This window comes from Streptomyces ardesiacus (assembly GCF_003112575.1).
GTDB classification, from domain to species: domain Bacteria; phylum Actinomycetota; class Actinomycetes; order Streptomycetales; family Streptomycetaceae; genus Streptomyces; species Streptomyces ardesiacus.
In genome coordinates this window covers 358739-377559 of sequence record NZ_BEWC01000010.1, presented here as the reverse complement: position 1 = coordinate 377559, position 18821 = coordinate 358739, and the positions used below count along the sequence as shown (strand labels likewise).

General features: G+C 71.9%; 17 protein-coding genes and 1 riboswitch. Of the genes, 13 read left to right on the top strand and 4 right to left on the bottom strand.

Features of this window, described 5'->3' with window-relative positions; all coding sequences use genetic code 11:
• The first annotated feature begins 119 nt into the window (after positions 1-119).
• Complete coding sequence (locus Sdi02f_RS31655; RefSeq protein ID WP_108934440.1) at positions 120-1394, top strand: L,D-transpeptidase; 1275 nt, start codon at positions 120-122, stop codon at positions 1392-1394.
• Positions 1395-1461: 67 nt separating this feature from the next.
• Here the strand turns inward: Sdi02f_RS31655 and Sdi02f_RS31650 are convergent, their stop codons facing one another.
• The gene (locus Sdi02f_RS31650; protein WP_030402107.1) at positions 1462-1863 is read right to left on the bottom strand and encodes a DNA-binding transcriptional response regulator; all 402 of its coding nucleotides are present in this window, start codon (positions 1861-1863) and stop codon (positions 1462-1464) included.
• A 197-nt stretch (positions 1864-2060) separates the two neighbouring features.
• Between Sdi02f_RS31650 and ctaE the strand changes: the two genes are divergently transcribed.
• The 6 genes from ctaE (at position 2061) to Sdi02f_RS31620 (ending at position 9244) form a co-directional block, all read left to right on the top strand.
• Positions 2061-2681 carry an aa3-type cytochrome oxidase subunit III gene (gene ctaE / locus Sdi02f_RS31645; protein ID WP_003976664.1) on the top strand — a complete coding sequence of 207 codons (621 nt, stop codon included), beginning with the start codon at positions 2061-2063 and terminating at the stop codon, positions 2679-2681.
• A 65-nt stretch (positions 2682-2746) separates the two neighbouring features.
• Entirely contained in the window at positions 2747-3556 is an 810-nt protein-coding gene (qcrC, locus tag Sdi02f_RS31640; protein ID WP_030402108.1) for a cytochrome bc1 complex diheme cytochrome c subunit, read from the top strand.
• A complete protein-coding gene (gene qcrA, locus Sdi02f_RS31635; RefSeq protein ID WP_030402109.1) occupies positions 3553-4608 on the top strand; it encodes a cytochrome bc1 complex Rieske iron-sulfur subunit in 1056 nt (351 codons plus the stop codon). The genes qcrC and qcrA overlap by 4 nt, the downstream gene beginning before the upstream one ends.
• Positions 4605-6242 (top strand): cytochrome bc1 complex cytochrome b subunit, encoded by a 1638-nt coding sequence (gene qcrB / locus Sdi02f_RS31630; RefSeq protein WP_030402110.1) that lies wholly within the window; start codon positions 4605-4607, stop codon positions 6240-6242. Before qcrA ends, qcrB begins: the two co-directional genes overlap by 4 nt.
• A gap of 145 nt (positions 6243-6387) precedes the next feature.
• Positions 6388-7452: an anthranilate phosphoribosyltransferase gene (gene trpD, locus Sdi02f_RS31625; protein WP_030402111.1), complete on the top strand. Its 1065-nt coding sequence runs from the start codon at positions 6388-6390 to the stop codon at positions 7450-7452.
• Between the two features lie 80 nt (positions 7453-7532).
• A riboswitch (SAM riboswitch) is annotated at positions 7533-7649 on the top strand.
• A 230-nt stretch (positions 7650-7879) separates the two neighbouring features.
• Positions 7880-9244 carry an aminotransferase class V-fold PLP-dependent enzyme gene (locus Sdi02f_RS31620; protein ID WP_030402112.1) on the top strand — a complete coding sequence of 455 codons (1365 nt, stop codon included), beginning with the start codon at positions 7880-7882 and terminating at the stop codon, positions 9242-9244.
• A gap of 325 nt (positions 9245-9569) precedes the next feature.
• Here Sdi02f_RS31620 and Sdi02f_RS31610 read toward each other — a convergent pair whose 3' ends face one another.
• Positions 9570-9851, bottom strand: coding sequence for an Lrp/AsnC family transcriptional regulator (locus tag Sdi02f_RS31610; protein WP_030402113.1), 282 nt, complete (start codon positions 9849-9851; stop codon positions 9570-9572).
• The gene (locus Sdi02f_RS31605; protein WP_030402114.1) at positions 9848-10618 is read right to left on the bottom strand and encodes a rhomboid family intramembrane serine protease; all 771 of its coding nucleotides are present in this window, start codon (positions 10616-10618) and stop codon (positions 9848-9850) included. The genes Sdi02f_RS31610 and Sdi02f_RS31605 overlap by 4 nt, the downstream gene beginning before the upstream one ends.
• 156 nt (positions 10619-10774) lie before the next feature.
• Here Sdi02f_RS31605 and Sdi02f_RS31600 point away from each other — a divergent pair, with 156 nt between their 5' ends.
• The 5 genes from Sdi02f_RS31600 (at position 10775) to Sdi02f_RS31580 (ending at position 16207) form a co-directional block, all read left to right on the top strand.
• The gene (locus Sdi02f_RS31600) at positions 10775-11014 is read left to right on the top strand and encodes a hypothetical protein (protein ID WP_030402115.1); all 240 of its coding nucleotides are present in this window, start codon (positions 10775-10777) and stop codon (positions 11012-11014) included.
• 62 nt (positions 11015-11076) lie between these two features.
• Complete coding sequence (locus Sdi02f_RS31595) at positions 11077-12420, top strand: NYN domain-containing protein (protein WP_030402116.1); 1344 nt, start codon at positions 11077-11079, stop codon at positions 12418-12420.
• 231 nt (positions 12421-12651) lie between these two features.
• Positions 12652-13695, top strand: coding sequence for a C40 family peptidase (locus Sdi02f_RS31590; RefSeq protein ID WP_030402117.1), 1044 nt, complete (start codon positions 12652-12654; stop codon positions 13693-13695).
• 210 nt (positions 13696-13905) lie between these two features.
• Positions 13906-14922 (top strand): C40 family peptidase, encoded by a 1017-nt coding sequence (locus tag Sdi02f_RS31585; RefSeq protein WP_031087613.1) that lies wholly within the window; start codon positions 13906-13908, stop codon positions 14920-14922.
• A 73-nt stretch (positions 14923-14995) separates the two neighbouring features.
• Positions 14996-16207, top strand: a complete 1212-nt coding sequence (locus tag Sdi02f_RS31580; protein WP_245962253.1) for a hypothetical protein — start codon at positions 14996-14998, stop codon at positions 16205-16207.
• Here Sdi02f_RS31580 and Sdi02f_RS31575 read toward each other — a convergent pair.
• A complete protein-coding gene (locus tag Sdi02f_RS31575) occupies positions 16164-17432 on the bottom strand; it encodes a glycosyltransferase 87 family protein (protein WP_030402120.1) in 1269 nt (422 codons plus the stop codon). The genes Sdi02f_RS31580 and Sdi02f_RS31575 overlap by 44 nt on opposite strands.
• A gap of 126 nt (positions 17433-17558) precedes the next feature.
• Here Sdi02f_RS31575 and Sdi02f_RS31570 point away from each other — a divergent pair, with 126 nt between their 5' ends.
• Complete coding sequence (locus tag Sdi02f_RS31570) at positions 17559-18701, top strand: glycosyltransferase family 4 protein (protein WP_108934438.1); 1143 nt, start codon at positions 17559-17561, stop codon at positions 18699-18701.
• Positions 18702-18821: the final 120 nt, after the last annotated feature.

Here is an 18821-nt window from a genome sequence, read left to right as displayed (position 1 = left end):
CACCAAGGGGCCCGGACACTCCGTCAGGAGCGTCCGGGCCCCTTCGTCTGTCCTATCGCCGCTCACCCGTCCGGCTTATCCACCGTGCCGCCGTTGACGTCTCTCCCTAGCGTGGGCTCATGAGCAACCCGGTTCACTTCCAGGCGCGGGGGCGTACGGTCGTCGGCTGCACCCTGCTGGTGATCGCCCTCGGCGCGAGCGTCACCGCCTGCAGCGGCGACGACAACCCGTTGTCCGCCAACCCCTACGACGCGGCGGGCCAGATCTCCTTCAACGGCCCCAAGGACGCCGGGAAGAAGGCCGACCCGGACAAACCCCTGGAGGTGGTCGCCGAGGGCGCCGACGGGCGCATCACGGACGTCACAGCCGTCGATGCGACCGGACGCCACGTCGCGGGCGAGCTGTCCGCCGACGGAGCCCGCTGGCACAGCACCTCCCCCCTGGCCGCCAACGCCAGCTACACGGTGCGCGTCAGCACCGAGGACGGGGACGGGGCGCCCGGCCGCAAGGTCCTCACCTTCGAGACCGGGAAGCCCGGTGCCAAGAAGACCCTGGACGTCGCCTTCGGGCCCAAGGCGGGCGCGTACGGCGTCGGCCAGCCCGTCACGGCGGAGCTGAGCCAGCCCGTCCAGGACCCCGCCCAGCGGGCCATAGTGGAGCGCGCCCTGAAGGTCGACTCCACGCCCGCGGTGAAGGGCGCCTGGTACTGGGTGGACGACAAGAAGCTCCACTACCGGCCCGAGGAGTACTGGCCCGCGCACGCCACCGTCAAGGTGCACAGCACCCTCGAGGGCATCAAGATCGGCGACCGGATGTGGGGCGGCAAGGCCAAGCCCCTGACGATCACCACGGACGACCGCGTCGTGGCCGTCACCGACGCCGCCGCGCACACGCTCACGGTCTTCCAGGACGGCGAGGAGATCCGGGAGATCCCGGTCACCACCGGCAAGCCCGGCTTCGAGACCCGCGACGGCGTCAAGGTCGTCCTCGGCAAGGAATCCTTCGTACGCATGCGCAGCAGCACCGTCGGCATCGCCGAGGGCTCCTCGGAGTCGTATGACCTGCCGGTCTACTGGGCCACCCGCGTGACCTGGAGCGGCGAGTACGTGCACGCCGCCCCCTGGTCCGTCGGCTCCCAGGGCATCGCCAACGTCAGCCACGGCTGCGTCGGCATGAGCACCGACAACGCCGAGTGGTTCTTCAACACCGTCCAGGAGGGCGACCTCGTCGAGGTCGTCAACTCGGGCGGCGAGACGATGGAACCCTTCGGCAACGGCTACGGCGACTGGAACCTGGACTGGGCGAAGTGGCGCACGGGCAGCGCCCTGACGGGCGGCACGGACAACGCCGCGGGCACGGGGGAGCGGGCCAGGCTCAGGCCGGAGAGCGCCTAGGGGCCCGGGCAGCAGACCTCGGGGGCACGGAGCCGCGGCACTGTGCGGCTCCGCCCCCCGGGGCGCTCTAGACCCCCTGCAGCTTCTTCTCCCGCAGCAGCGAAGCCAGCGCGCCCGCGAACTCGACCGGCTCCACCGGCAACGCCACCGCCGCCTCCGCCCGGCTCCAGGTCGCCAGCCAGGCGTCCTGCGGCCGTGCGATGAGCAGCAGCACCGGCGGGCACCGGAAGACCTCGTCCTTGATCTGCCGGCACATGCCCATGCCCCCCACGGGCACGGCCTCGCCGTCCAGGACGCAGACGTCGATGCCGCCCTTGTCCAGTTCCCTGAGCACGGCGGCCGGGGTCGCGCACTCCACGAACTCGACCACGGGCACGTCGGGGGCCGGCCGGCGGCCGGTCGCGAGCCGCACCTGTTCGCGGGTGTTGGAGTCGTCGCTGTAGACCAGCACCGTGGCGGTCGCCTGCATGCTTCCTCCGATACGCGGTGAGACCGGTGAGGCTGTCGCAGCCCGTTGGGCCGGATGCTACCCCCTCGGACGCCTCGTCAGCACTGGTTCGGACAGGGCTTCGACGGGCCGTTCGATGGGCCATCCGGGCAGTGCAGACAGGGGGAACACACCGAACGGCACCCCCCGGGGTGAGGGCGGGATAAGCGACCGACATAATGTCGGTCGTGGCGACAGCAACGACAGTAGAAACCGGGCACGCGCACCCGTCGGTCAACCGGCCGAACCTCACCAGCGTCGGAACCATCATCTGGTTGAGTTCCGAGCTGATGTTCTTCGCGGCCCTCTTCGCGATGTACTTCACCCTGCGATCGGTGACCGGCCCGGACTTCTGGTCCGAGAAGGCCGACGCGCTGAACATCCCGTTCTCCGCGACGAACACCACGATCCTGGTGCTCTCCTCCCTCACCTGCCAGCTCGGCGTGTTCGCGGCCGAGCGCGGGGACGTGAAGAAGCTCCGGATGTGGTTCATCGTCACCTTCGTGATGGGTGCGATCTTCATCGGCGGTCAGGTGTTCGAGTACACCGAGCTGGTCAAGCACGAGGGCATCTCGCTCTCGTCGGACCCGTACGGCTCGGCGTTCTACCTGACCACCGGCTTCCACGGACTGCACGTGACGGGCGGACTGATCGCCTTCCTGCTGGTCCTCGGCCGCACCTACGCGGCCCGGAGGTTCACCCACGAGCAGGCGACCGCCGCCATCGTCGTGTCCTACTACTGGCACTTCGTCGATGTCGTCTGGATCGGCCTGTTCGCCACGATCTACCTGATCAAGTAGTCGCGGCACGCACCCGCGCAATACCAGAAGCATCGACGCAGAAGATCCTGACACCGGGGTAATCCGTGAAAAAGCTCTCCGCACGACGACGCCATCCGCTGGCGGCACTCGTCGTCCTACTCCTCGCGCTGGCATGCACAGGGGGGCTGTACGCCGCGTTCGCACCCGCGAGCAAGGCGCAGGCCGATGAAACCGCCCAGTCCCTCGCCATCGACGAGGGCAAGAAGCTCTACGCCGTCGGCTGTGCCAGTTGCCACGGCACCGGAGGGCAGGGCAGCACCGACGGTCCGAGCCTGGTCGGCGTGGGCGCCGCGGCCGTCGACTTCCAGGTGGGCACCGGCCGTATGCCGGCCCAGCAGCCCGGCGCGCAGGTCCCGAAGAAGAAGGTCATCTACTCCCAGGCGGAGATCGACCAGCTCGCGGCGTACATCGCCTCGCTGGGTGCCGGTCCGGCCGTCCCCTCGGAGGAGAAGTACGGCCCCGAGGGCGCGGACATCGCCAAGGGCGGTGAGCTGTTCCGCACCAACTGCGCGCAGTGCCACAACTTCACCGGCAAGGGCGGTGCCCTGACGCACGGCAAGTTCGCGCCGACCCTCGAGGGTGTCAACCCGAAGCACATCTACGAGGCCATGCAGACCGGCCCGCAGAACATGCCCTCCTTCCCCGACACCACGCTGTCGGAGCAGAACAAGAAGGACATCATCGCCTACCTGGACGCGGTCAACGGTGACGAGACCGTGGACCCGGGCGGTCTGTCGCTCGGCGGCCTCGGGCCGGTCAGCGAGGGCCTGTTCGGCTGGATCTTCGGCCTGGGTGCCTGCATCGCCGTCGCCGTGTGGGTCGCCGCTCGGACCGCAAAGGCCAAGAAGTCATGAGTAGCCAAGACATTCCAGAAGAGAACCTGCCGGCTGAGCAGGGCGGCACGCACGTGCCGAAGCCCGCGGACGACAAGAACCCGTTCGCGGACCCGGGGCTGCCGCCCCACGAGCACCGGATCCAGGACATCGACGAGCGGGCCGCCAAGCGGTCCGAGCGCGCGGTCGCCCTGCTGTTCACGGTGTCGATGCTGGCCACCCTCGGCTTCATCGCCTCGTTCGTCGCGATCCCGCACGACAAGTCGATCTACGTCTTCCCGCTCGGGCACATCAACGCGATGAACTTCGCGCTGGGCCTGACCCTGGGCGTGGCGCTGTTCACCATCGGCGCGGGCGCCGTCCACTGGGCGCGCACCCTGATGTCCGACGAGGAGGTCGCCGACGAGCGGCACCCGATCGAGGCCGACCCCGAGACCCGTGCGAAGGTCCACGCGGACTTCAAGCAGGGCGCCAAGGAGTCGGTGATCGGGCGGCGCAAGCTGATCCGCAACACGATGCTGGGCGCGCTCACGCTGATGCCGCTCTCCGGCGTCTTCCTGCTGCGCGACCTCGGCCCGCTGCCCGGGACGAAGCTCCGCCACACGCTGTGGTCCAAGGGCAAGCTGCTCGTCAACATGAACACGAACGAGCCGATGCGCCCGTCGGACATCGGGGTCGGTTCCCTCACCTTCGCCAAGCCCGAGGGCCTGGAGGAGCACGACCACGACTTCCAGAACGAGATCGCCAAGGCCGCCCTGATGATCATCCGGCTGGAGCCGGACTCCATCAAGGACAAGCGCGAGCTCGAGTGGTCGCACGAGGGCATCGTGGCGTACTCGAAGATCTGCACCCACGTCGGTTGCCCGATCTCCCTGTACGAGCAGCAGACGCACCACGCGCTCTGCCCCTGCCACCAGTCCACCTTCGACCTTGCCGACGGCGCCCGGGTCATCTTCGGTCCCGCCGGTCACCCGCTGCCGCAGCTGCGCATCGGTGTGAACGACGAGGGGTACCTCGAGGCGCTCAGCGACTTCGAGGAGCCCGTCGGTCCTGCATTCTGGGAGCGCGGATGAGTACTGCAGCCAACGACGCACCCCGCTCTCGCGGGAAGGCACCGGCCGGCGAACGGGTCGCCGACTGGGCCGACGGCCGGCTGGGGATCTACTCCCTGGCCAAGGCCAACATGCGCAAGATCTTCCCCGACCACTGGTCGTTCATGCTGGGTGAGGTCTGCCTCTACAGCTTCATCATCATCATCCTCACGGGTGTGTACCTGACGCTGTTCTTCCACCCGTCGATGAACGAGGTCACGTACCACGGCTCGTACGTCCCCATGCAGGGACAGCTGATGAGTGAGGCGTACAAGTCGACGCTCGACATCAGCTTCGACGTGCGCGGCGGTCTGCTGATCCGGCAGATCCACCACTGGGCGGCGATCATCTTCCTCGCCGGCATGTTCGTGCACATGATGCGCGTCTTCTTCACCGGCGCGTTCCGCAAGCCGCGTGAGATCAACTGGCTGTTCGGCTTCCTGCTGTTCGTCCTCGGCATGTTCACCGGGTTCACCGGCTACTCGCTCCCGGACGACCTGCTCTCCGGCACCGGTGTCCGCTTCACCCAGGGCGCGATCCTGTCCGTGCCGATCGTCGGTACGTACATCTCGATGTTCCTGTTCGGCGGGGAGTTCCCCGGGACCGACTTCGTCGCCCGGTTCTACTCGATCCACATCCTGCTGCTGCCGGGCATCATGCTCGGGCTCGTGGTCGGCCACCTGATCCTGGTCTTCTACCACAAGCACACCCAGTTCGCGGGTCCCGGCAAGACCAACAAGAACGTCGTCGGCATGCCGCTGCTGCCGGTGTACATGGCGAAGGCGGGCGGCTTCTTCTTCCTGGTCTTCGGTGTCATCGCGGCGATCGCCGGCATCGTGTCGGTCAACCCGATCTGGGCCATCGGCCCCTACCGTCCGGACCAGGTGTCGACCGGCGCCCAGCCCGACTGGTACATGGGCTTCGCCGAGGGTCTGGTCCGCGCCATGCCGGGCTGGGAGATCAACTTCTGGGGTCACACACTGGTCCTCGGTGTGTTCGTCCCGCTGGTGATCTTCGGCATCTTCCTCGCGGTCATCGCCCTCTACCCGTTCATCGAGTCGTGGGTGACCGGGGACAAGCGCGAGCACCACATCCTGGACCGGCCGCGCAACGCCCCGACCCGCACCGCCTTCGGCGTCGCGTGGGTCACCGCGTACCTGATCATGCTGGTCGGTGGTGGCAACGACATCGTCGCCACGCACTTCCACCTGTCGATCAACGCGGTCACCTGGTTCGTCCGGATCGGGTTCTTCCTCGGACCGGTCCTCGCGTTCATCGTCACCAAGCGGATCTGCCTCGGCCTCCAGCGCCGGGACCGGGACAAGGTGCTGCACGGCCGCGAGTCGGGCATCATCAAGCGCCTGCCGCACGGTGAGTTCATCGAGGTCCACGAGCCGCTCAGCCAGGACCAGCTGCACACGCTCACGGCGCACGAGCAGTACCAGCCGGCCGAGATCGGCCCCACGGTCGACGAGAACGGCGTCCAGCGCAAGGTGAAGGGCTCCGAGAAGCTCCGCGCCAAGCTGAGCGAGGCCTACTACGGCGAGGACTCGCAGATTCCGAAGCCGACCGTCGAGGAGTACAAGGAGATCACGAGCGGCCACGGCCACCACTGACCCTCCAGCGTCGCCACACCACGGCCGAAGGGCCCCGTCCGATCCTCGGACGGGGCCCTTCGGCCGTGTCCGGGGCTGGATAGGGTGGAGAAGCGACATCCCCTGTCCACGACGGACCACGACACACACGATTCAGGAGCGGCTCATGAGCGCTGTGACCCCCGCTGGAGGCGACACCGCGGCGGGCCGCTCCTGGCCCGCCCTGCTGAACGGACTGCTGGACGGCCGCGACCTGTCCGCGGACGAGACCGCCTGGGCGCTGGACGTGATCATGCGCGGCGAGGCGACCGACGTGCAGATCGCCGCCTTCGCGGTGGCCCTGAGGTCCAAGGGGGAGACCGTCGAGGAGATCTCCGGTCTCGTCCGCACGATGTACGACCACGCCACGGTGATCGAGGTGCCGGGGGAGACCGTCGACATCGTCGGCACCGGCGGGGACGGTGCCAAGACGGTCAACATCTCCACCATGTCGGCGATCGTCGTGGCCGGTACGGGGGCCAAGGTCGTCAAGCACGGCAGCCGCGCCGCCTCCTCCGCGTCCGGGGCCTCCGACGTGCTGGAGAAGCTCGGGGTCAATCTGGAGCTGACGCCCAAGCGGGTGGCGGAGGTCGCCGAGGAGGCCGGCATCACCTTCTGCTTCGCGGTGAAGTTCCACCCGGCCCTGCGGCACGTGGCGTCGGCGCGCGGCCAGCTCGGCATCCGGACGGTGTTCAACTTCCTGGGTCCGCTGACCAACCCGGCCCGGGTGAGGGCCCAGGCGATCGGCGTCGCCGACGCCCGGATGGCGCCGATCATCGCCGGTGTCTTCGCCGAGCGCGGTCACTCCTCCCTGGTCTTCCGGGGCGACGACGGCCTCGACGAACTGACCACGACCGCCACGTCCCGGGTCTGGGTCGTGCGGGACGGCCGGGTGACCGAGGAGACCTTCGACCCGCGCGAGGTCGGCATCGAGCTGGTGCCGGTCGAGGCGCTGCGGGGCGCCGACGCCTCCTACAACGCCGACGTCGCCCGCCGTGTCCTGGCCGGCGAGACCGGCCCCGTACGGGACGCGGTGCTGCTGAACTCGGCGGCGGCCCTGGTGGCGCTGGAGCCGGGCACGGGACCGCTGGCCGAGCAGATCCGGGCCGGGATGGAGCGGGCGGCCGAGGCCGTCGACTCGGGGGCGGCCCGGAGCGTCCTGGACCGCTGGGTCTCGGCGACCCACGCGTAGCGGCCCTCGTGTGTGACGTGCGTCCCGCGATCCGGACCCGGGTTGCGGGACGCCGATCATTTCCCCTAGGTTTTCCGACAGGTCATGAGTGACAGTCATGAGGCCCCGGCCGACTGTCCGGCAACCCTCCGTCCGTGGCGGGGTGCCCCGGGTGAAGACCAGGTCGTGGACAGCAAGGTCCACGGCAAGCGCGGACCCCTCGCGAAACCAGGGGTCCTGGGTCGTCCGAGGGAGTCTCCCGTGAACCAGCGAATGCGCTAGGGCCCGTCCTCCGGACCGGCCCGCCGCCACCGAAGCGGTGCCTTCACGTCCCCGCGGCCCCCGCTGGGCCGAAGGACAGGCCCTCGGCCGCAGAGCCCCGCCTCCGCACACCCTTCTTCTCTTTCGCGGCGCGTTCCTCCGCGCCGGTTCCTCACGGGAGTCCGTCATGTCCGTACCCACCGCTGTCGCCGCTCCGCTGCCCGTCCTCGGGCGGGACGTCACCGTTCCGCTCGTCACCGGCGGGGAGGTCACCTACGCCGCCCTCGACTACGCCGCCAGCGCGCCCGCGCTGCAGCGGGTCTGGGACGACGTGGCCGCCTACGCCCCCTACTACGGCAGCGTCCACCGGGGCGCCGGGTACCTCTCGCAGCTGTCGACCGACCTGTTCGAGAACGCCCGCCGGACCGTCGCCGCGTTCCTGGACTGCCGGGACGAGGACCAGGTCGTCTTCACCCGGTCCACCACCGACTCCCTCAACCTGCTCGCCGCCGCGCTGCCCGCCGGGTGCCGGGTCTTCGTCTTCGAGACCGAGCACCACGCCTCGCTGCTGCCCTGGCGCCAGGCCGACGTGACCTACCTGGACGCCCCGCGCAGCCCCGCGCAGGCCGTCGAGACCCTGGAGCGGGCCCTGGCCGCCCGTGAGCCGTACGGGCCCGCCCTGGTCTGCGTGACCGGCGCCTCCAACGTCACCGGCGAGCTGTGGCCCGTGCGCGAACTGGCCGCCGCCGCCCACGCGCACGGCGCCCGCATCGTCCTGGACGCCGCCCAGCTCGCCCCGCACCGCCCGGTCTCCGTGACCGAACTGGACGTCGACTGGGTCGCCTTCTCCGGGCACAAGCTGTACGCGCCCTTCGGCTCCGGCGTGCTGGCCGGGCGGGCCGACTGGCTGCGCGAGGCCGAGCCGTACCTGGCCGGCGGCGGTGCCAGCCGCAGGGTCGGGCGGCGTGCCGACGGCGGGGTCGACGTCGAGTGGCACGACAGCGCCGCCCGGCACGAGGCCGGCTCGCCCAACGTCATCGGCGCCCACGCCGTCGCCTCGGCCTGCAAGGCGCTCGCGGAGGCCGGGTTCGACACGCTGGTCGCCCGCGAGGAGTACCTGATCCGCACGGTGCGGGAGGGTCTCGCCGACGTCCCCGAGGTGCGGATCCTCTCCCTGTTCGGCGACGACGCGCCGCGCGTCGGCGTGCTCTCCTTCGTCGTGGAGGGCTGGAACAGCTCGCACTTCGCGGCCGCCCTCTCCGCCGAGTACGGCATCGGTGTGCGCGACGGTCTCTTCTGCGCCCACCCGCTGCTGCGCACCCTGCTAGGCAGCGACCCCCAGGCGCAGGGCGAGTGCGGCGCCCCCGAGGCGGCACCCGGGGAGAAGTCCCTCAACGCCGTCCGGGTGAGCTTCGGCGCGGGCACCCCGGACGAGCACGTCGAGCGGTTCGTGACCGCCGTCAGGGAGCTGGTGAGCGACGGCGCCCGGTGGAACTACCGCACCGTGGACGGTCGTTGTGTGCCCGACACCACCTCGGCCGCCGGCGCCTGAGCGGCACGGTCCGCCCGGCCCGGCAGCCGCGCCCCCGGCACCACCCTCCGCAGCGCCCGCTCCGTGACGTCCGTGGGGACCCCGCCGCGCGGCGTCTGGCGGGCCAGGGCCCTCCGCGGTGCGGACCAGGCCGGCGCGGGCCGGGCGGGCGCCGAGGCCGCCGGTTCGCCGCCGTGGCGGGTCACGGTGACCTCGGCCCGGCGGATCTCGCCCTCGGGCCGGTGCAGGGTGAACGGGCGGCCGGTCCCGGGGTCGAAGCCCTGTTCCCCGAAGCCACCGTCGCCGGGTCGGTCGTCGGCGTCACCGCCCCGGTTCGGGGCGCGTCTCAGTTGTCCAGGCCGATGGCGAAGGCCGCTTCCAGGTCGTGCTGGGAGTACGTGCGGAACGCCACGTGGGTGTCCGTGCCCTCCACGCCCGGGATCTTGCTGATCCGGCCGGGGATCACCTCGGCCAGGTCCTCGTGCCGGCTCACCCGCACCATGGCGATCAGGTCGTAGGTGCCGGTGACGGAGAAGACCTCGGTGACGCTCTCCAGCGCGGCGATCTGCTCCGCGATCTCGGGAATGCGGTCCACGCTGGTCTTGATGAGGACGATCGCGCTGATCACGGCTGGTTCTCTCCCTCGGGCGCCGCCACTGGAACGCCCTTCACTCTAGTCGTACGCCCGAATCGCACCCAGGCGAAGGCGAAGCCCAGCCCGAAGCCCACCAGGTGCGCGAGGTAGGCCACCCCCGGGCCGTCGCCGGCCCGTCCCGCCGCCATCCACTGCAGGGCCACCCAGAACGGCAGCACGACCCATGCCGGGAAGCGCAGCGGCAGGAAGAACAGGAAGGGCAGGAGGCTGGTCACGCGGGCCCGCGGGAAGAGGAACAGGAACGCGCCGAGCACCGCGGAGATCGCCCCCGAGGCACCGACCAGGGACTCCTGGGAGTGGGCGTTGGCACCCGCGTAGCCCACCAGGGCCAGGTAGCCGCAGCCGAGGTAGAACAGGGCGAACTGGAGACGGCCCATCCGCTGCTCGGTCATCGCGCCGAAGACGTAGAGGAAGAGCATGTTGCCCAGCAGGTGCACCCAGCTGCCGTGGACGAACAGCGCCGTGGCCGGGGTGAGCGCCGATCCGGGGGAGTCCTCGAACAGTTCTGCGGGGATCACGCCCCAGCGCCGGAAGTAGGCGCGCTGCGCCGCCAGCAGTTCCTCCCCGGTGCCGTACACCGGATTGAGGCCGGCCGCCGGGCTGAGCAGGAACAGCAGGCAGCAGAGCGTGATCAGCGTGTACGTCACCGGGGCCGCCCGCCGCCGGGCCGGTGCGGGCCGGACGAGCCTCCTGACCGCCGCGGCTGCTCTGCGGGCCGTCGTGCTCCAGTTGCGGATCATGAACATGAATCATGACGTAACGGGCGCAAGCGGCCATAGTGCCTCGCCGCCGTGGACACACGGGCGTCGGGCACCCGCCAGGCCGTAGGGTTACGTGCCACACGCACCGGGGCGGCCCGGCGCGTCACCGACACTGGAAGAGAGCGAACAGCCACGATGACGGTTCCCCTGCCGACCGACACGACGCGGTGGCGCTGCACCCTCTGCGGCAACCTCACCCGCTTCGACGTGACCCGGGCCTCGAAGGTCGTCGAGTACGTCCACCTCGATCTGGCCGGTGAGCCGACGGTGGAGGAGCGCGAGGTGCTCAGTGAGACCATCGAGTCGGTGCGCTGCCGCTGGTGCAACGCCGTGGACCAGGTGGAACTCGTGGACAGGCCGGATGCCGCCTCCTGAGCGGAGCGGCCCCGCACAAGGCGATCCCGGTCCGGGATCGCCCTGAGACATTGGGGTGACGGATGGTGGAGACACACGGCGGGGGGCCGGGCGACGGCGCCGCTGAGGTGCTCGACCGCCCGCTGCCCGACGGCGTGCGCCGCCGGGTCGTGCAGATCGTGTCCGACGGCTTCGGCTCGCTCACCCTCGGTGAGCTGCCCGCACAGCTGCGGCAGTACGCCAGGTTCGCCCCGAACCGCCGGGCCAAGTTCGCCGGCAACGCCATGGCCGCCGCCGTCGAGACCGACCCGCTCTTCCGCCAGCGCATCGGCGAGAAGCTCCGCGACGCCCAGCCGGAACTGGCCGGCGCCCTGGAGGCCGGGTCCGCCCTCCCGGCCGCCGACCCCCTCGACGTGGCCGCCGCCGCCTACGTGCTGCGCCCGCACGGCTGGGTGAAGATGGTGACCGCCGCGGGCGAGGAGGCGCAGCGCGCGGACGCCGAGCGCGCCGGCGAGGAGAGCCGCGCGGAGCTGGAGCGGCTGCACGAGGAGCTGGCCCGGGCCCGGGAGCACACCAAGGCCGAGACCGAGCGGCTGCGCGCCGAGCTGGACGCGGCGAAGCGGGAGAGCGAGTCGCTGCACCGCAAGCTGCGCTCCGCCCTCAGTGACGTCAAGCGCGGCGAGGCGGCGCTGCGCAAGCTGCGGGCCGAGACGGACGCCGTCCGCTCCGAGGCGCACACCCAGGTGTCCGCGGCCGAGAGCGAGACCCGCCGCCTCAAGGCCCGCCTCGGCGAGGCGGAGGCCGCCCTGGAGGCCACCCGCAAGGCCGCCCGCGAGGGCCGCAGCGTCGAGGACATGCGCGTACGCCTCCTGCTCGACACCCTCCTCGACGCCACCCAGGGCCTGCGCCGCGAGCTGGCGCTGCCCCCGGTGTCCGTGCGGCCCGCCGAGACCGTGGACGCGGTCGAGCCCGGCCGGATGACGCCCAAGGACATCGCCCACCGCGCCCTGTCCGAGAGCGACCCCGCGATCCTGGACCAGTTGCTGGCGCTGCCCCAGGCCCACCTGGTCGTCGACGGCTACAACGTCACCAAGACCGGCTATCCGCAGATGCCGTTGGAGAAGCAGCGGCTGCGGCTGCTCGGCCAGCTCTCCCAGTTGGCGGCGCAGACCGGCGCCGAGACGACCTGCGTCTTCGACGGGGCCGAACTCGTCGCGCCGGTGCTGCTCGCGCCGCCGCGCGGGGTGCGGGTGCTGTTCTCCAAGCCCGGGGTCACCGCCGACGAGCTGATCCGCCAACTGGTGCGGGCCGAGCCGCCGGGCCGGCCGGTCATCGTCGTCTCCACCGACCGCGAGGTCGCCGACGGCGTCGCGCGCGCCGGCGCACGCCCGGTGGCGTCCGCGGTGCTCCTCAAGCGGCTTTCCTAGCCCCTCATTCACTTCCGTACCAAGCGCAACGTAGGCGCTCTATGCCCGAATTGACGGAACCGTCACGCAACGTAGTGTCAGGTGAGCGTCACTGCAGGTGAGTTGTGGCGAATAACGCGGTGCGTAACCGTGATTTTTCGACGGAGGATTTGAACTGATCACGAGTGGGTCACTAGGGTCACCCTTCGAACCCTCGAACGGGTGATCCCTCTCAAGAAGGAGCTCGTCTCCGTGGCGTCCCACCGTCGTCCCAAGCAGCCGAGCCGCACGCGTGTGACCGTGCTCACCACCGCTGCCGCCGCCGCCGTCGCTCTCAGCTCCCAGGCCGCCAACGCGGCTCCGAGTGAGAAGCCGAGCAAGGACGAGGTCAAGGCGAAGGTCGACAAGCTCTACGAGGAGGCCGAGCAGGCCACCGAGAAGTACAACGGCGCCAAGGAGAAGCAGGAGAAGCTCCAGAAGGAGATCTCCACCCTCCAGGACAACGTCGCCCGCGGCCAGGAGGAGCTCAACGAACTGCGCGACGGCCTCGGTTCGATGGCCAGTGCCCAGTACCGCTCCGGCGGCATCGACCCCTCCCTCCAGCTCTTCCTGTCCGCCGACCCGGACAACTACCTGGACAAGGCCTCCACCCTCGACCAGTTGAGCGGTCAGCAGGTCGAGGCGCTGAAGAAGATCCAGGAGAAGCAGCGCGACCTCGCCCAGCAGCGCTCCGAGGCCTCCAAGAAGCTCAAGGACCTCTCCTCCACCCGCACCGAACTGGGCAAGAAGAAGAAGGAAGTCCAGGGCAAGCTCTCCTCCGCGCAGAAGCTGCTCAACACCCTCACCGCGCAGGAGAAGGCGGCCCTCCAGGAGGAGGAGCAGCGCGCCAACCGCACCAGCGAGCGTGAGGTCCTCACCGGCGGCAAGTCCACCCCCGCCTCCGGCCGCGCGGGCGCCGCCTTCGCCGCCGCCCAGGGCAAGATAGGCACGCCGTACGTCTACGGTGCCACCGGCCCGTCCTCCTTCGACTGCTCGGGCCTGACCTCCTGGGCATACGCGCAGGCCGGCGTCGGCATCCCGCGCACCTCCCAGGCACAGGCCAACTACGGCACGCGGATCTCCTCGGTGAGCCAGCTCCAGGTCGGCGACCTCGTCTTCTTCTTCGGCGACCTGCACCACGTCGGCCTCTACGCCGGCAACGGCCAGGTCCTGCACGCCCCGCGCACCGGCACGAACGTCCGCTACGAGTCGATGAACACGATCGGCGGCCCGTTCATGTTCGGCGTCCGGGTCTGACCCGAGGCCCGAGGCCCCGACGTCACCCCTCCCGCAGCGCCCGTTCGGGCGAATCTCGTGCGGGCCCTGTGACCCCCCGCCCCGCCGGTGACCTGCGTCAGCGGCGGGGCGTCGTGCTGCGCGGGGCCGCGGGTCGTTGGCCGGTGCCCCGCCGCGGGGTTACTGTCTGCCGCGTTTCCCCGTCCGCCAGCGGAAGGAGTGCGGCTTCCCGTGGGGTCCCATCGCCGCCTTGCACCATCCGGGTTCGACCGCGGCTCCACCGCCGCCGTCGGCCTGCTCTCCGTTGCCGCCGCGCTCCTGGGCGCCGTACCGGCCGCGGCCGCCCCGCACGACGACCGGCGGGCGGAGGTGGACCGGCTCCACACCGAGGCGGAGCGGGCGACCGAGGCCTACAACAAGGCCGACGCCCGCACCGAGGTGCTGCGCGAGGAGGTCACGACCGCGCAGGACTCCATCGCCCGCAAGCAGGAGCGCGTCAACACCATGCGGGACGCGCTCGGTTCGCTGGCCGGTGCCCAGTACCGCTCCGGCGGCATCGATCCGTCGCTGGCGCTGCTGCTGTCCGCCGAACCGGACGACTACCTCGACCGGGCCTCCGTGCTCGACCGGATCAGCACCCGCCAGGCCGGCGAGCTGAAGGAGCTCCAGGAGGCGATGCGCGGCCTCGCCCAGGACCGTGCCGAGGCGGCCGCCAAGCTCACCGAGCTGGAGAAGGGCCGCCGGGCCGTCGCCGCCCACAAGAAGACCGTGGAGCGCAAGCTCGCCCGGGCCCGCGCGCTGCTCGCCGCCCTCCCCGACGACGAACGCGCCGCCTACGAGCGCGGGTCCCGCTCGGGCCGCGAGGACCTGACCGCCCTGGCCGGTGCCGCCGCCCCCGCCTCCGGCCGGGCCGCGGCCGCCTTCGCCGCCGCCCGCTCCGCCCTCGGCAAGCCCTACGTGTGGGGCGCCAACGGCCCCTCCGGCTTCGACTGCTCGGGCCTGACCCAGTGGGCGTACGCGCAGGCCGGCGTCGGCATCCCGCGCACCTCCCAGGCGCAGACCGGCGCCGGACGACACGTCTCCCTGGCCGAGGCGCGCCCCGGCGACCTGGTCGCCTACCGCAGCGACGCCAGCCACATCGCCATGTACGCCGGCAACGGCCAGGTGATCCACGCCCCCCACCCCGGCGCCCCGGTGCGCTACGACCCGGTCGGCATGATGCCGATCTCCTCGATCACCAGGGTGTGACCCCACGGCGTCCCCCGGCCGTGTCCCACCCTGCCGGCGCCTTCCGCCGTCCGGCGCCCGTACGATCGGGCGGGTGGCCGGGCGAAGGCGGGTGTCGGGGACGTGTGCGGCCGTGCTGTGCCTGCTGCTCGCCGGGCTCGCCGGGCTCGCCGGGCTCGTCGGGTGCTCCGGGCGGAGCGCGGCCGAGTCCGACCGGGCCGACGTCCAGCGGGTCCTGGACCGGCGTGCGGCCGCCGTCCTCGCCCATGACGCCGCCGCCTACGCGCGCACCGGCAACAGTGCCGGTCTCGGCGAGGTGAGCGCGATCCCGCTGGCCGCCTGGTCCTACCGGGTGCGGACGGTGGAGCGCACCGGCGACCGGGCCACCGCCGACGTCGAGCTGCGCTACCGCGTCGACGGCTACGACCGGGGCGAGGTCGCCACCGGCCGCACGCTGCGGCTGAGCCGGGACGGCGCCGGCGGACGGTGGTCCGTGGACTCCGACCGGCCCGCCGGGAAGTCCGGCCAGCAGCCCTGGGACCAGGGCGCGGTCGACGTCGTCCGGGGGAAGCACAGCCTCGTCCTCGGCGTCGGGCAGCCCACCGGCACCCTGCGCCGCTTCGCGGGCCTCGCCGACCGGGCGGTGCCCGCCGTCTCGGACGCCTGGGACGGCGCCTGGGCCCGCCGGGTCGTCGTGGTCGTCCCCCGGTCCCTGGAGGGCATGGCCGGCCTGCTCGGCTCGCCCGCCTCCTCCTACCGGGGCATCGCCGCCGTCACCACCGGGGAGACGGGCGGCCGGGAGCGCGCCCCCGCGGACCGGATCATCGTCAACCCGGACGCGTACGGGCTCCTCGGCGACCTCGGCAAGCAGGTCGTGCTCACCCACGAGACGACCCACGTCGCCACCCGCGCCGACACCACCTCCGCCACCCCGCTGTGGCTCTCCGAGGGGTACGCCGACTGGGTCGGGTACCGCACGAGCGACCGCACCGCCGCCCAGGCCGCCCCCGAACTGGCCGAGGCGGTCGCCGGGGGCGAGCCGCCCGCGCGGCTGCCGGCCGACGAGGACTTCGGCTTCACCGCCGACGCCGGGGAACTGGCCCGGGCGTACGAGGGCGGCTGGCTGGCCTGCCGGATGGTCGCCGAGCAGTGGGGCGAGGACCGGCTCGACGCCCTCTACCGCTCCGTGGGCGCGCACGCCGAGCGCGCCGGCGCCGTCGAGGACGCGCTGCACGACGTGCTCGGGACGACCCTCGGGGACTTCACTGCGCGCTGGCGGGAGTATCTGCGGACGCGGCTCGGCTGACCCGCCCGGACCCCCCGGCCGCTTCCCGGCGCCCGCGCCGCACCGTGTCCCGCCACAGGGCCCGGGCGCCGACGACGGACGCGGCGACCAGCAGGCCGTTGCGGACGAACAGCAGCGCGATGCCGAGCGGGGTGCTCGTCACCACGTCGCCGAACAGCAGCGGGAACTCCAGCACCGTCACCAGGCTCGCCACCAGCACCAGGGTGACCGGCACCCGCATCCGGCTCGCCCGGAAGCACCAGCAGACCGCCCCGAGGCCGATCAGCCACACCAGGTACTGCGGGCTGATCACCCGGCTCGTCACCGTGAACATCAGCACCGCCACGAAGGCCGCGTCCGCCGCCGTGTGCGCGGCGGACCGCGGGCGGGCCGGCCGTCGCGCCGCCGCCAGCCGCCACAGCAGCAGCCACCCGAAGGCCACCGCGCTCAGCCCCAGCGAGACCGTGCCCACCGTGCCCACGTGCGCACCCAGGAACTCCATCGAGCCGTAGTTCAGCAGCACGCCGCCCTCCCAGCCGAAGTGCCGGGCCACGTGGAAGACCAGCGAACCCAGCGACTCGACCTCGATGCCCCGCTCGCGCTGGAAGGTCAGGAACGCGAACGACCCGGGCATCGACACGGCGAACACCGCGGCGAGCCCGGCCCCGCTCAGCACGGCCGCCACCCACGGCGCCCGCCCCCGCATGCCGAGGAGCACCAGCGCCGGCCACACCTTCAGCAGCGCCCCCAACGCGGCCAGGCCCCCCGCCACCCGCGGGTGCCGCCCGGCGAGGACCAGAGCGGCCACCGCGACGGCGGTGACCATCACGTCGTAACGGGCGTACACCGTCGGACCGAGCAGCGGTACGCCCACCACCCACACCCACGCGCCGCGCCGAGAACGCCCCGCCCCCCGGCCCGCGTGCCACAGCAGCGCGAGGACGGCCGCGTCCGTGACGCAGACCAGGACGAAGAACGCCGTCGCGTACGAGAAGAAGGGCAGCAGGGCGGGGGAGAGGATCGCGAGGGCGGCGGCGGGCGGGTACTGCCAGGTGACGTCGTTCTGGGGAAACGTTCCGGTGCGCAGGACGTCGTACCAGCCGTGGTAGATCACGGAGACGTCGCTCGTGACGTCCGGACCGGGAGAGACCAGGACCTTCAGCACCAGCAGCATCAGCACCAGCCGCGAGGCGCCCCAGGTCGACAGCAGCCACAGCGGTGACCGCCCCGCGTCCTTCGTCTTCACGTGCTCCCTGCCCGTCCGTGCCTGCCCTGCCTGCCGGTGCGGACATGATGACCCGGACACCTGTGCGCGTGCCACAGGAGACCGCCGCCCCCGGCGCCCGGAGGCCGGTTCGGTAGGGTCGGCGACGTGCGCAAGACCTTGATCGTAACGAACGACTTCCCGCCCCGTCCGGGCGGCATCCAGGCCTTCCTGCACAACATGGCGCTGCGCCTGGACCCCGACCGGCTCGTCGTCTACGCCTCCACCTGGAAGCGCGGCCGCGAGGGCGTCGAGGCCACCGCCGCCTTCGACGCCGAGCAGCCCTTCACCGTCGTACGGGACCGTACGACCATGCTGCTGCCGACGCCGGGCGCGACCCGGCGGGCGGTGGGCCTGCTGCGCGAGCACGGCTGCACCTCCGTGTGGTTCGGGGCCGCCGCGCCCCTCGGCCTGATGGCCCCGGCCCTGCGGAAGGCGGGCGCCGAGCGCCTGGTCGCCACCACCCACGGCCACGAGGCGGGCTGGGCCCAGTTGCCCGCCGCCCGCCAACTCCTGCGCCGGATCGGGGAGTCGACGGACACGATCACCTACCTCGGCGAGTACACCCGCTCCCGCATCGCGGGCGCGCTCACGCCGGGGGCCGCCGCCCGGATGGTGCAACTGCCGCCCGGCGTCGACGAGAAGACCTTCCACCCGGCCGGCGGCGGCGACGAGGTGCGCGCCCGCCTGGGCCTCACCGACCGCCCCGTCGTCGTCTGCGTCTCCCGCCTGGTCCCGCGCAAGGGCCAGGACACCCTGATCCGCGCCCTGCCCCGCATCCTCGCCGCCGAGCCGGACGCCGTCCTGCTGATCGTCGGCGGCGGCCCCTACGAGAAGGACCTGCGCCGCCTCGCCGTCGAGACCGGCGTGGCCGGCTCCGTCCACTTCACCGGCCCCGTGCCCTGGTCCGGGCTGCCCGCCCACTACGGCGCCGGCGACGTCTTCGCCATGCCCTGCCGCACCCGCCGCGGCGGCCTCGACGTGGAGGGCCTCGGCATCGTCTACCTGGAGGCCTCGGCGACCGGCCTCCCCGTCGTCGCCGGCGACTCGGGCGGCGCCCCCGACGCGGTACTCGACGGCGAGACGGGCTGGGTGGTCCGCGGCAACGCCCCGGAGGAGACCGCCGACCGCGTCGTCACGCTCCTGGGAGACCCGGAACTGCGCCGGAGGATGGGCGAGCGGGGCCGGGCGTGGGTGGAGGAGAAATGGCGCTGGGACCTGCTGGCGGAGCATCTGAAGGGGTTGCTGTGACGCGCGTTCCCTCTCGGCACGGGGAAGCCGGAGATGCCTGGGCGCGCGGGGAACCGCACGGGAAACCACAGCCGGCCCGCGCCCGCCCACGGCGACCGGGAGGCACGCCCACAGGCGCCC